Origin of the sequence: Rhizobium sp. C104 (assembly GCF_022354505.1) — a bacterium.
Lineage (GTDB): Bacteria > Pseudomonadota > Alphaproteobacteria > Rhizobiales > Rhizobiaceae > Rhizobium > Rhizobium redzepovicii.
Genome location: NZ_CP092353.1, coordinates 49566 through 62268 on the forward strand (window position 1 = coordinate 49566; position 12703 = coordinate 62268).

Genomic DNA, 12703 nt, shown 5'->3' on the forward strand with positions numbered 1-12703 from the left:
TTTGCAGTTGACATGTACCGAGTTGAGGAATTGCAATGAGTGGAGAAGTACTTTCCGGCCGCGCCTTCACGCCGCCCTTCGATGGCGTATCGACGGGCAATGTCCTGAAGACCTCGGAGATCGTGGCGGAGCGGATCGGGTTGCAGCCGGCGGATTTCGCTGGCATTCGGCCAACCGAGCTCACCTCCATTCCCAATACCCAGGGCCGCAAGATCGCGCCTGAGTCCGACGCCGTCCTGCCCTCCTATTCACCGGAAGGCAATACCACGCCCTCCAGCATTCTCGACCGGCTGTCGGCTTTCTTCATGCCGGTGGCCGGAATCGGCCAGCCGGAGACGCCGCTGGTGCGATTTACCGCGGACAAGGATCAGAGCGGCCCGAAGATCGAAGACATCACGACATCAATCGACCGGCTGGAGAAATCACAGCAATTCGCAACCGGCACGACGCTGCTGTCGTCGCTCACCCAGTCGGTGATGTCGTCATCCAAACGGCTGACGCAGGGCCAGTGAACATCATGATCACATCGGCCCTTTCGAGATCATCGATCTCTTCGCCCGCGCGCAAAGTCCTTCCGAAGGCCGCAATGCTTGCCCTCTGCCTGTTCCTCGCCGCCTGCAGCCAGGACGTGCTCACGGGGCTCGATCAGCGCGATGCGCTGGATGCCCAGGTGCTGCTCGAACGCGCCGGCATTTCCGTCACCATGAAGAGCGAAAAGGGCGGGACCTATGCGATCACCGCTGAATCAACCGATCATGCCCGGGCGATCGAGCTGCTGGCGGGCGCCGGTCTGCCGCGTCAGTCGTTTGGAAATGTCGCCGAACTCTTTGCCGGCAACGGCTTCCTCGTGACACCTTACGAACAGAAAGCCCGGATGAGCTACGCCATCGAGCAGCAGCTTGCCGAAACGCTTTCCGGGCTCGACGGCGTGGCGACGGCGCGCGTCCATGTGGTGCTGCCGGAGGAGAACGGCCGCGGGCTCATCAAGGAGAAGGCGAGGGCAGCGGCCGTGCTGCAATATCGCCCCGGCGCCAATCTCAACGAGATCGACATGAAGAGCCGGTCCGTTCTGGTCAACAGCATCCGTGATCTCTCTTACGAAGATGTCTCGGTGGTGGTCAGCCCCTGGTCGGAGGTCGGCGCGCCGGCGGCGGTAGCGGCGGCACCGGCCCCGGCGGCAACCGTGACGCCGGCGCCCGCTACAGCGCCATCCTCGATGGTGCAAAGCGCTCTCTCGGCTTTCAAAGGCCCCAATCTTGCCGTGATCGGCGCCATCATCCTCGCCATCGGGGCATGCCTGCTGCTGCTGTTTCCGCAGCGGAAGGAGCGCTGAGCATGCGCACGCCGCGTGCGGACGGCGAGGCGATCTCGAATGCGGCGAGGATCCGCAAGGCAGCGCTGCTTTCCGCGGATATGCTGACGGCCGCCCGATGGGATGGGATCGCGCCGCTCCTTGCCGACGGATCCACCCTGTCGCCGCGGCTGCATCGGCGGCTTTTCACTGAGATAGCGGAAGCCCATGGCGATCCCGCCACGTTTGCCGACGGCGCCCGCCGCCTGACTTCCATGGCCACGGACGGACGCGCAACGGCCGCGCTCCGGGCGGGCCTCGCCTATCATCTCGCAGCCTTCTGCCCCGCGGTCGATCGCCCGACCCTTACGAGGCTCAGGGCCGCCTACGGCGAGGAAGCGGTCGCATTCGCTCTCGGCCACATCAATCTTTCCGCGGCAACGCCGCCGCTCGATCTGTTGAGCGAGCAGGCAAGGCAGGTCGTCGAGGCCGATGGCTGGTCGATGCTGGCACTTCTGGCAGACGAATACCGGATCTCCGCGGCTTGGCGGTCGGCGGGCTGGCGCGACATGGCTGAAAACGGCTCGGCTTCCCTCTTAAAGGGCCCGGCGCTCGCCCTGGCGGCGGCAGCCGTCGACGAGGTCGCCGCCTTAAAGGAAGGCGCCGGACGATGAGCTCGGGATTTGCACGCCACGACCGCATCATTCCGGCGGAGAGTTTCGGCCAGATCACAGAGGCGGCGCAAATTCTGGAGGCTGCCCAACGGGACGCCGCCCAATCTCAGGCCACACTTGCAGCCGCCAGCGAGCAAGCCGCCCAAAACGGCTATCGCGACGGATTCGAACAGGGCGTTCGCGATGCCGCCGCACGGCTTGCCGCCTCGCTCGGAAAAGCCGAACGGGAAATTGCCAATCTCGACAGCTGGGTCGAGGCGGTGGTTCTGAAATCGGTCGGACTGATCCTCGGATCGATGGAGGCCGACGAACGCACGAGGCGATTGGTCCGCCACGCCATATCCCAGACCGCTGAGGCGCAGGAGATCGTCCTGCATGTCGCCCCCGACGATGCCGCCATGATCGCCCGGGCAATTGCGGACATCGATCACCGCATCACCATCGAAACGGATCCGCTGATGTCTGCCGGCGAGATTATTCTGGAGACGTCGGCGGGACGAAGCCAGATCGGCTTGAAAGACCAGCTCGCCACCGTGACCGAGGCCCTCGTCCATGGTTGACGCGTTGCTTCGGATGGAGCGGACACTCGAACAAACGGACGTGCGGCGGCAGAGCGGCCGCGTAAAGAGTGTGTCGGGCCTGCTGGTGCGGGCGCTCATCCCCTCGGTCAGGATCGGCGAGCTTTGTGAACTGCATGAGCCGGGCAGGGGTCGCATCGGCCTTGCCGATGTCGTCGGCATCGACGGCGAGACGGCGCTTCTCTCGCTTCACGGCGAAACCCGCGGCATCTCCCAGCGCACGGAAATCATCCCGACCGGCCGGGAACCGACGGTCTCTGTCGGCAGTTTCCTAATCGGCGCGATCGTCGACGCACACGGTAATGTCCTGCGTCCCTCCGCCAATCCCGGCGGCGAGGACGCGCGCTTCCTGCAGCCGCTCTATGGCCAGCCGGTCGATCCTCTGTCGCGCCGCCCCATCCGCCAGCCGTTTACCTCGGGAATTGCTGCCCTGGACGGATTGCTGACCTGCGGCCAGGGCCAACGCATCGGTATTTTCGGCGCGCCCGGCGCCGGCAAGTCGACGCTGGTGTCCCAGATCGTCGCCAACAGCAAGGCCGATGTGATCGTCTGCGCCCTGGTGGGCGAACGCGGACGCGAGGTCGGCGAATTCGTTGCCGGCAACATGCCGGAAGGCGTTCCGTCGAATGTGGCGCTGGTTGTCGCCACATCCGATCGCCCGGCGCTGGAGCGGTTCAAGGCGGTGATGACAGCAACGGCGATCGCCGAATATTTTCGCGAGCAGGGAAAACATGTGCTGCTCGTCATCGACAGCGTCACCCGCATGGCCCGCGCCTTGCGCGAAGTCGGACTTGCTGCCGGCGAACCGCCGGTGCGGCGCGGCTTTCCGCCTTCCGTATTCGCCGTCTTGCCGCAGATCTTCGAGCGCGCCGGCAACAGCGCAAACGGCACGATGACGGCTTTCTATACGGTCCTCGTCGAAGGCGAAGAGCAGGACGATCCGATTGCCGAAGAAACCAGGTCGCTGCTGGACGGCCATATCGTGCTCTCCGACAAGATTGCCAGGGCGGGCAATTTTCCGGCGATCGATGTTCTGGCCAGCCGAAGCCGGACGATGAGCGCGGTGGTGAGCGAGAGCCATCGCCAGGCAGCCGACAAGCTGCGCGCCCTGCTTGCCCTCTATGACGAAGTGGAACTGCTTATCCGCGTCGGCGAATATCGCCAGGGGCGCGATGCCGCTGTCGACGAGGCCGTCGCCAAACACGGCCTCATCCAGCGCTTCCTGTTTGACGGCCAGGGCAAGCCGCAGCCGTTCGGCGCGATCGTCGAAGCCCTCGATGAGCTTGTCCGATGAATGTCGCCGCGCCCGCATGGCCCCACGCATCGATGGCCGGGAACTTCTTTTCCCGTTCCGGCACGATGATGCGCGCCGCCTGGCAAATTCCGGTCCGGGAGCAGACGCTTTCCGTTCGCCCGCTGGCCCCCGATATCGCAGCCGCGCGGACCACCGATCCGGTCGGCATTCTCTGCCACGTCGGTAAACGTGAGCAGATGCTGATTGCGTCGGCCGGCGCATTGCGGCTGCTGGCGGAAAGACTGGAACCGCTGCTCCTATGGGAAAAGCTGTCGCCGTCTGAAAAGGCGGCCGTGGTCGAACACCTGTTCGCCGAGGCTTTCGAGGCAATCGAGAATAGGATCGGCATGAGCCTGTCGCTGCTGCAGATCGGCGCCGAGACGCAGCCGGATGTCAGCGGCAATTTCGGCTTCGACATCGGCTGGAACGGCATGAGCCTGCCCTTGAGCGGCCGCTTCGATGAAACCGCCCTTGCCGGCCTGGTCGGCTGGGCAAGCCGCCTGCCGCGCCGCACGCTCAATGTCCTGACGACGGCGGTCAGCATCCGGCGCGGTTATGCCCTGCTGTCGGTCAGTGAAATCAAATCCCTGCGGTTGGGGGACGGCATCGTCATCGATGGCGGGGCACCGGAGACCGTGGTCGCGATCACGGGTGAACGTTACCTTGCAACCTGCATGCGATCGGACAAAGGCGCGGTCCTCACCGAACCACTCCTGTCGACGCCAACCGGACCAATGAGGCATTTCATGACAAATGAAACCGTCGATCAGGAATTGCAGGGCGAGCCGCGTCCGTCGCCTGTCGACAGCATCCCGATCAAGCTGGTCTTCGATGCAGGACGGCTGGAGTTGCCGCTGCGCACACTCGAAATGATCGGCGAGGGTTATGTGTTCAACCTCGACAGGCCATTGTCGGACGCCGTCGATATCATCGCCCAAGGCCGCGTTATCGGACGGGGCGAAATCATCTCCGTGGATGGATTGAGCGCCGTTCGCGTCACGGCGCTGCACGACTGATGGAACAGAGCTTTCCTCTTGCCCAGAGCCTCGTGGCGATGGCGGCGATCTCGATGCTGCCGGTTATTGCCGTGATCGCGACCTCCTTCACCAAGATTTCGGTCGTCCTGCTGATCGTGCGTAATGCGATCGGCATCCAACAGACGCCGCCGAATCTCCTGGTCTTTGCGATTGCCATCGTGCTCTCGGCCTTCGTGATGAACCCGGTGCTGCAAAACAGCTGGCAATTGCTGCTCGCCCATAGCGGCGATTTCGGCACGGTCAGTGGCATGGTGGACGGCATGATCAAGGTGGCGGCACCGCTGAAGGATTTCATGCTGAAATTTTCCGACGCCGAGGTGCGCGAATTTTTCGTGCAGGCGTCGCAGAAGATCTGGGCAAACGCGCCGGCAACCCCCATTGCCTCCGATGACATCACCGTGCTGACGCCGAGCTTCCTCGTTTCGGAACTGACGCGGGCCTTCGAAATCGGATTTCTGATCTATCTGCCCTTTCTGATGATCGACTTTGCCGTTTCCGCCATTCTGGTGGCGCTCGGCATGCAGATGATGTCCCCGACCGTGGTGTCGACACCGCTGAAGCTGCTGCTGTTCGTCTCGATCGATGGCTGGCGGCGATTGCTGGAAGGTCTGGTGCTGTCCTATGCGCAGTGAGCATCGCCCCTTCCCGAAAACCCCGGTTCACGTGCCTGCCACGCGAAAGGCTTGCCGTCATGGGTGAAGACCAGGTCGCAGCCGAAATCGGCATGTCCGTCATGGCGACCTTCGCCTTGGCCGGCCCCATTCTGGGCCTGGCCGCGCTTCTCGGGCTGATCATCGCCATTTTCCAGGCGGCAACGCAGATCCAGGAGCAGACCATCGCGCAGATCGTCAAGATTTTCGTGATCTCCATCACCCTGCTGCTGTTCGGCCGGGTGCTGGCAACGCCGCTGATCGAACATTCCGTTCATATCCTCAACGACTTCCCGACCATGGTTCAGTGAGGCGAGGCGGATGGGGCCGGATCATCTTCCGCTCGTCGGCATTGAGGTCGCGGCACCGGCCGCAGCCATGCTCGGCGCCGCGCGTGCGCTCGGGATCCTGCTGATCTTCCCGATCTTCTCGCTGTTTAGCATCGTCGGCATTCTGCGTTTCGGCCTGGCAATCGGCCTTTCGGCGCCCTCCGTCGCCTTCGCCTATTCGGTGCTGGCTCTCGGAGATACGTCCTGGTTCGATCTGGCCGCCCTTTCGATGAAGGAGCTTTGCTTCGGGGCGCTGATCGGCATGGGGCTCGGCATTCCCTTCTGGGCGGCCCAGACGGCGGGCGATATGACCGATGTCTATCGCGGCGCCAATGCCGCCAATCTCTTCGACCAGATCAACGCGCTGGAAACCGCGCCGCTCGGCTCGCTGATGATGTCGATCGCCCTGGTGATTTTCGTCAGTGCCGGCGGCATCATCGATCTGGTCACGATCTTCTATAAGTCGTTCGAGCTCTGGCCGCTCTTCAACCTCATGCCCACTATCCCCGACGATCCGCTCGACATGATATCAGGCGTTTTCGGCCGGCTGTTCAAAGCGGCCGGGTTACTCGCCGCCCCGTTCATGATCGTCACCTGCGCGTTTGAATTGTCGCTCGCCTTCGTCGGCCGCTCGTCCAAACAATTCCCGCTGAACGACAGCCTGCCGGCCATCAAGAACTTCGCGGTCATGGTCATCCTCGTGATCTACACGGCCTTCATCTCCAGCTATTTCCACGATCTCTGGATCGATGGATTCAACGAGGCGAAAGCCATGCTGGAGGTGACCGATGGCCAAAAATGACGATACCGAGGAAAAAACCCTGCCGCCGAGCCGGGTGAAGCTCGATCGTCTTCGGCGCGAGGGCCAGGTTCCCCGCTCGAAGGAAATCCCGGTTGCGATCTCCGTCCTTGCCATCGCCGTCTACGTCACCTGGGGCTTGCCTGATATCCTCGAGGATTTCACCCGCAGTTTCGATGCCGGCCTACACTCCGCCGCGCGGGCCGACCCCTCCGACGCCGTCACTGTCGGCTTGAGCGAAACCGGCGTGGCGCTGCTCGATCTCATCTGGCTGCCGCTTGCCATGGGTCTTGCCGCAACCATCCTGGTCGCGATCCTCGACGGGCAGGGGTTTCTCGTATCGTTCAAACATATGAGCTTCGATTTTAACCGGCTCAATCCGTTCGAGGGCATCAAGAGGCTTTTTTCGCTCGCGAGCATCGCTGAGTTCGTCAAGGGGCTCGTCAAGTTTGTCCTGCTCGCGGCGGCCGGCGGCGGTGCGATCCTCTATTTTCTCAACAGCATCTTCTGGTCGCCTCTTTGCAGAGAAGCATGCACGCTCTCCGCGGCAGCCCATCTCCTCGGCTCGATCCTCGTCATTGCCGCCGGCATCATGGTAGCGGCGGCGTTTTTCGATATTCGCATTTCGCGCGCGCTGTTCAGGCACGAACACCGGATGACCAGGACGGAGGCGCGGCGCGAATACAAGGATACTCAGGGCGACCCGAAGCTGAAATCGGCGCGCCGGCAGATCGGCGCGGAAATGCGTAGCAGCTCGCCGCGCAGGCAAGGGCCTGGCCGGCAATGAAAAAGCGGGAGCCTAAGGCGCCCGCTTGGTCTCAATTTGCGGTTCCAGTCGTCGGGCGTCTCAAACGCCCGATTGATTGTCACCCACACGCGTACAATTCTTCACATCGTCCAGCGTGATCTGGGACAGGAACGTCGCGCCGGCAAGCGAGCTGTCGGTGCGGAAGACGTTGCTGCCGTTGGAGAACGCCCCGCCATCGATGGTGACGTCGCCGGCGCTTTTTACCGTCAGCGCATCCTCGCCGACATTCTGCCAATTGACGTTTTCGAGCGTCGGGCCGCCATAGACGTGAATGCCGTCGGTGCCATTCTCGCCGAGATTGACATTCTTGAGCGTCGCGCCGTTCTTGAAAATGAACAGCGGCGATTGGGTTTCGGACTGGCCGCCATTGCCGAGCTTGGACGAGGCCGTATAGGTCGCCCCCTTGCCGTCGAACACGCCTCCATCTACGACGATCGGCTCATTGACCACGATGACGCTGCCCTCTTTCGAGAGGTCGGGCTTTTCCGTCGTGGCCTGTTTTTCGTCGGATGGATCCACCTTCTTGGAGTCTGACTGCCAGTTGATGTGCTTGCGCAGCACATCCTTGGGGTCGGACTCAGTGCCGTTTTCCGACGTTTCCCGCGACTTCGGCACATAGGAAGTTAGCAACGGCGGGTTGCCGGAGAAATCTTCGAAGGGCGAAACCTTGCGGGTTCGGATGGCGGTGAAATCCGTGTCGGCCCTATTGCTGCCGCCAAGGCAACCGGACTCGAGGTCGAAACGGGACGTTCTGTCGAAGTCGATGGGCCTTTGTCCATCTACGCCACACATTGCATTCACCCCAGTTGGTCTCGTCTACTTCACCTGCTCTATGAGCCTGGCCTCTGTTTGGAGCCGGCAGCGTTCCGGATTTGCCCGATCTCTCCGACGGTTTCGATCGTTATATCCCTGTCGATCTCCGCCGCCGCCAGCACCGGAATGCGGCAGTTGTGGTGGATCATCAGCGTCTGGGTGAGCAGGCGCCATTCGCCCGGCACGATGATGACGGGATCGTAACCCCGCTCGTTGGTGTCCTCGAGAGCCTGCCTGGCTTTTTCGGCCAGCAGGCGCAGTCTTTCGGCTATCTCGATCTTCTCGGTCGCTCCAGCGGCATCATAGGACCGGATGAAGTGGTCCCATTCGGCCGGAAGCACCAGCGCCGGCAGCAATCCGCGCCGGTCGAGAAGCCCGAAGGCGATCTGCTTGACCAGCGCGGCGCGCGCCATTTCGGCCACGGCATCCGGTGCGTGATCGGTGCCGGCGTGCAGCATCACTTCCAGCAGTCCGCGCGGCTGGGAAAGCGTCACGCCGGAATCCAGCAGGCGCCTGACGACCGCGACCGTCAGCATCAGCGGCACCTGGGTGGCGACGTCGATCGCCAGTTTGCCGAGACGCGGTTCGAGGCTCCCCAGCCATTGTGCCGCGTCGTCGACGCTGAACAGGGCGCCGATATGGCGGCGGACGATGCGCACGATGTCGTCGGCAATCTGTTCGGCCGTCCGTTCAGGACCGCAGTTGACGAGGCCGGCGGGCACATTTTCCACCTGAAGATGGATCAGATCCTCGGCCATGCGGGGATCGGCGTTGAACGTCGGCACCGTCACGGAGACGCCGACGGCGCGCGCCGCCAGGCGAATCCGCGCGTCCAGCATTTCGCCGAGCCGCATCGCCTCAAGCCGCGCCAGCGTTTCCACCGCGACGGTGGCGATGACGGGATCGCCATATTTCGCCCTGTCGAGCGGATAGGAATTGGCGCTTTCCACGGCATTCGCCGATCCGGCCGCGGCAGGGCCCGCGCGCCGGCGATGAATCATGAAGGCTAGGCCCGCCAGACACAGGCCGATCGCGGCGAGCACGCTCGTCGGAAATCCCGGGACGAAGCCCGCGCAGATCGTCAGCGCCGCCGCAATCGCCAATGCGCGGGGCTCCCGGAAGAGTTCGCGGCCGATATCGCTGCCGAGACTGCCGTTGCCGTCATCGGACACGCGGGTCACGACGATACCGGCCGAGACTGCCATCAGAATCGACGGAATCTGCGACACCAGACCGTCGCCGATCGACAGCAGCGTATAGAGATGGGCAGCCTCGGCGAAGCTCAGCCCCTTCTGGAAGATACCGATCGCCAGGCCGCCTATGAGATTGACGGCGACGATCACCAATCCTGCGACCGCATCGCCCTTGACGAAGCGCATGGCGCCGTCCATCGCGCCGAAGAACTGGCTCTCCTGTTCGAGACGCGACCGGCGCTTTTGCGCAGCTTCCGTGGTGATATGGCCGTTGCGCAGGTCGCTGTCGATGGCGAGCTGCTTGCCCGGCATGGCATCGAGCGTGAAACGCGCGCCGACCTCTGCGATACGCTCGGCGCCCTTCGTCACCACGATGAACTGCACCAGCGCCACGATCAGAAAAATGATCAGGCCGACGACGACATTTCCCGCAACGACGAAATCGCCGAAGGCCATGATGATCTCGCCGGCATCGGCATCCGCCAGCACGAGCCGCGTCGAGGAAATCGTCAAGGCCAGGCGGAACAGCGTGCCGATCAGAATGACCGCGGGAAAGGTCGAGATTTCAAGCACGCTCTTCAGATAGGTCGTGGTGATCAGCACCACGAAAGCGAAGGAGAGATTGAAGGCGATCAGCACGTCCAGAACGATTGTCGGAAGCGGCAGCACCATCATCGTCACGACGGAGGCGAAAAACACCGCAAGCAGCATATCGGTGCGCCGCGCAAGCATGGCGATGGCGGATGACCTTACCTTCATGATCCGGCTTCCGACGCCATCGCCTATTCTTGTTCGCTGCTGGAAATTTCGGCGAGCTTCGGCTCGGCACTGCCGGCGGAGGCGAAATTGACCGTATCGTCCTCACTGTCGCGGGAAACGATCATCTGGTCGTTGCCGATCTCCTTGATCCGCCAGCCGCTCGCAACGACATCGCCTTCCTCGTAGCGGCGGCCGTCGGAGCCGATGATGAACCTGACTGGCGTATAGCCGGCGGCGGCGACGAAGCCGTCGAGACCGGAAGAGAGGGCGGTGAGATCGACGATGGAAACGGAACCACCGCGCCGGCTCATCGAGGCGATGATGCTACGCAGCTTCGTCTTGTCAGGCAGGCCGAGAGGTCGCGATCCTTCGCCGATGCGAATTTCGTCGGCGGTGGCGACGATGCTAAGATCTTGGGGAATCTGAGCCATACGAATGGCCTGGCGGATTTCGGCAGCGATCGCCGCCGATGACGGCGCCGGTTCGGGTGCGGCGGAAACCCTGACGGGCGGGCCTTCGTGAGCCGGCGCGTCGCTGTTGTAAAGGCCGACCAGCAAAAGCATCGCCGCCAGCCCGAGAAGGCCGGCAGCCGCAATCCGGCGTGGCGCGAACCGCCCGCGCCCGGCGCCGAGACCTTCGAGTTCGCAGGCCGTGCCGTCGAAGGAGATGGTCTGCCTCTTTGTAAGGCTCATCGTTCGATCACGCGGGATGGAATGACCATCGATCACCACGTCATCCCGCAGCGCGGTAAACGACACCGCGTCGGAGCCGCGGGAGCGCTGCAGACTGATGGCAAAGGCGGGTTCCGGTTTGGCGCCGAGGATGATCAGGTCGCAATCGGCGCTGCCGCCGACAACCTGCCGCTCCGCCGTCAACGGCAGAATGGAGCTGCGCCCGGCGCGCGTGATACGCAAGACCGGTCCGCCGCGGCCTGACGCAGCGTTGCCGGCGTTACCTCTGAATGTCGGCGAAGAGGGATCTAGATTCATAGCCATCTTGTTCCCGAACCGTCCGTCGAGCGGCTTTTATTGTCTTCGAGAGCGGGGAAGCGAGACGGGCGAACCCGTCGCGCCATTGTTTCAATCAGCCTGGGCCGATCTTCTTGATGGCGTTTGCGACGCCGTTGATCTTGGTGATTTCAGTTGCAACCTGCAGGCTCTGCGCGGTCGCTTCGTTCTGGGCCGACTTGAAGGCGGAAATCGCCGAGCCGATACCCGCATCGAGTGTCGAAGTACTAGTGCTGGTAGCCATGTCTTGAACTCCTTGCATGGTTTTGGCGGCCAAAATCTTGCAGAATTCCGGATCGAATTCAACAGCTTATGTTAAAAAGTTATTAATTCGCGATATGTACAACAATTGCGCGAAATGGATATCCGTCCTGTTCCCAGCGGACCGATGATCTGCAACAGTAGATCAGATAATTATTAACAGACTGGATTTCGCAGCCCCCTGATTTCCTTCGTTCATTAGTTGTCGGGCGGCATCCGGATCGTGAGGTAAACTCAGATGTTTGCGCGTTTTGTTTACATGGCCGCTATCGGACTGCTGGTCTCCTTTCCTCCATCAGCCGGCGCCGGCGAGCGGGAGGTGCGCCTGGATGTCGTCTCCCTGCCGCTTGGCGATGTCGTCCAGACGCTGTCCTTCATGTCTGGCATCCCGGTCACGACAGTCGGGACGCTGAGCGGCAAGGTCGAGCACTGGTCCGTCCGAGAAAGCGGAGCCAAGGCCTTCGTCAAGCTTGGCGATGCCAGCAATCTCTTCGTCGCCTATGACGGCAGCCGCATCATCATCGCGCCTAAGCAGGAGGTCTCCACCGTTGTCCTCGATCGCGGCGACCGCAGCTGGAAGACCGAGCAAAACGCCATTCGCGCGCTGTTCCCGCTACTGCCGGACGATGCACTGCGTGAAGATCCCGCCAGCGGCTTGGTGCTGGTGCGCGGCCCCTCCGTCTTCACCAAGGCCGTCGAAGACGTGCTGAGCCGGCAGGAAGCCGACAGCATCAAGGTCATCAAGGGCGGCCAGCTGGAAATCCTGACGACGAACAACGGTGCCTGAGCGGCTGATATGAAGGCGCTGAAGTCTCTCAGGCAGTTACTGGAGATCCGCAGCCTGCGGGCGGACAATCTTTCCCGCAGCCTCTCCGAGGCGCGGGCGGACGCCGAAAACGCGCGGGAGCGGGAAGCGAAAGCCTCCGAAGCGCTCGACATGGCAGCAAGCCGGGCCGCAGGCAATCCTATCGTCGACGAATTGCGCAAGAGCGGCGTTATCTCCGCCGCCAAGCTTCAGGACGCGTTGATGCGACAATCCGTATTGCGCAGCCATGAAGCCGATGCCGGCCGATCGCTTGCGCAGCGCAAAGACGCCCGGTGCGCCGCGCAAGAGCGGGCAGAACAAGCCGCCGCCGATTTTTCGCGAGCACAGAAGGCGGTATTGCGCGCCGAATTTTCGCTTGAAGCAGCGGAGAAAGTCGACCGGTAG

At 62.7% G+C, this 12703-nt stretch carries 16 protein-coding genes; 12 read left to right on the forward strand and 4 right to left on the reverse strand.

Features of this window, described 5'->3' with window-relative positions; genetic code table 11:
• The first annotated feature begins 35 nt into the window (after positions 1-35).
• Genes MF410_RS32340 through MF410_RS32385 form a run of 10 tightly spaced genes read left to right on the forward strand, consistent with a single transcriptional unit; the run spans position 36 to position 7439 of the window.
• Positions 36-512, forward strand: coding sequence for a hypothetical protein (locus tag MF410_RS32340; protein WP_096771917.1), 477 nt, complete (start codon positions 36-38; stop codon positions 510-512).
• Positions 509-1333 carry a type III secretion inner membrane ring lipoprotein SctJ gene (gene sctJ / locus MF410_RS32345; RefSeq protein WP_088396738.1) on the forward strand — a complete coding sequence of 275 codons (825 nt, stop codon included), beginning with the start codon at positions 509-511 and terminating at the stop codon, positions 1331-1333. Before MF410_RS32340 ends, sctJ begins: the two co-directional genes overlap by 4 nt.
• A gap of 2 nt (positions 1334-1335) precedes the next feature.
• Positions 1336-1965: a hypothetical protein gene (locus MF410_RS32350; RefSeq protein ID WP_088396739.1), complete on the forward strand. Its 630-nt coding sequence runs from the start codon at positions 1336-1338 to the stop codon at positions 1963-1965.
• Positions 1962-2525: a type III secretion system stator protein SctL gene (gene sctL / locus MF410_RS32355; RefSeq protein ID WP_096771916.1), complete on the forward strand. Its 564-nt coding sequence runs from the start codon at positions 1962-1964 to the stop codon at positions 2523-2525. Before MF410_RS32350 ends, sctL begins: the two co-directional genes overlap by 4 nt.
• Positions 2518-3837: a FliI/YscN family ATPase gene (locus tag MF410_RS32360; protein ID WP_088396741.1), complete on the forward strand. Its 1320-nt coding sequence runs from the start codon at positions 2518-2520 to the stop codon at positions 3835-3837. Before sctL ends, MF410_RS32360 begins: the two co-directional genes overlap by 8 nt.
• Complete coding sequence (locus MF410_RS32365) at positions 3834-4853, forward strand: FliM/FliN family flagellar motor switch protein (RefSeq protein ID WP_096771915.1); 1020 nt, start codon at positions 3834-3836, stop codon at positions 4851-4853. The genes MF410_RS32360 and MF410_RS32365 overlap by 4 nt, the downstream gene beginning before the upstream one ends.
• The gene (sctR, locus tag MF410_RS32370; RefSeq protein ID WP_088396743.1) at positions 4853-5506 is read left to right on the forward strand and encodes a type III secretion system export apparatus subunit SctR; all 654 of its coding nucleotides are present in this window, start codon (positions 4853-4855) and stop codon (positions 5504-5506) included. The genes MF410_RS32365 and sctR overlap by 1 nt, the downstream gene beginning before the upstream one ends.
• A gap of 59 nt (positions 5507-5565) precedes the next feature.
• On the forward strand, positions 5566-5835 hold the full coding sequence (locus MF410_RS32375; protein WP_004672590.1) for a flagellar biosynthetic protein FliQ: 270 nt from the start codon (positions 5566-5568) through the stop codon (positions 5833-5835).
• 10 nt (positions 5836-5845) lie between these two features.
• Positions 5846-6655 (forward strand): flagellar biosynthetic protein FliR, encoded by an 810-nt coding sequence (locus tag MF410_RS32380; RefSeq protein ID WP_096771914.1) that lies wholly within the window; start codon positions 5846-5848, stop codon positions 6653-6655.
• Positions 6642-7439, forward strand: coding sequence for an EscU/YscU/HrcU family type III secretion system export apparatus switch protein (locus tag MF410_RS32385; protein ID WP_096771913.1), 798 nt, complete (start codon positions 6642-6644; stop codon positions 7437-7439). The genes MF410_RS32380 and MF410_RS32385 overlap by 14 nt, the downstream gene beginning before the upstream one ends.
• Positions 7440-7499: 60 nt before the next feature.
• Here MF410_RS32385 and MF410_RS32390 read toward each other — a convergent pair whose 3' ends face one another.
• From MF410_RS32390 to MF410_RS32405, 4 genes are all read right to left on the reverse strand, one after another.
• Positions 7500-8252 carry a pectate lyase gene (locus MF410_RS32390; RefSeq protein ID WP_096771912.1) on the reverse strand — a complete coding sequence of 251 codons (753 nt, stop codon included), beginning with the start codon at positions 8250-8252 and terminating at the stop codon, positions 7500-7502.
• A 38-nt stretch (positions 8253-8290) separates the two neighbouring features.
• Positions 8291-10225, reverse strand: coding sequence for a flagellar biosynthesis protein FlhA (locus MF410_RS32395; protein ID WP_096771911.1), 1935 nt, complete (start codon positions 10223-10225; stop codon positions 8291-8293).
• A 23-nt stretch (positions 10226-10248) separates the two neighbouring features.
• Positions 10249-11139: a hypothetical protein gene (locus tag MF410_RS32400; RefSeq protein ID WP_239621127.1), complete on the reverse strand. Its 891-nt coding sequence runs from the start codon at positions 11137-11139 to the stop codon at positions 10249-10251.
• A 169-nt stretch (positions 11140-11308) separates the two neighbouring features.
• Positions 11309-11476 carry a hypothetical protein gene (locus MF410_RS32405; protein WP_007636000.1) on the reverse strand — a complete coding sequence of 56 codons (168 nt, stop codon included), beginning with the start codon at positions 11474-11476 and terminating at the stop codon, positions 11309-11311.
• A 255-nt stretch (positions 11477-11731) separates the two neighbouring features.
• On the opposite strand from MF410_RS32405, the gene MF410_RS32410 reads away from it, so the two are divergent.
• On the forward strand, positions 11732-12280 hold the full coding sequence (locus MF410_RS32410) for a hypothetical protein (protein ID WP_054186187.1): 549 nt from the start codon (positions 11732-11734) through the stop codon (positions 12278-12280).
• A gap of 9 nt (positions 12281-12289) precedes the next feature.
• Complete coding sequence (locus MF410_RS32415) at positions 12290-12703, forward strand: hypothetical protein (RefSeq protein WP_054186188.1); 414 nt, start codon at positions 12290-12292, stop codon at positions 12701-12703.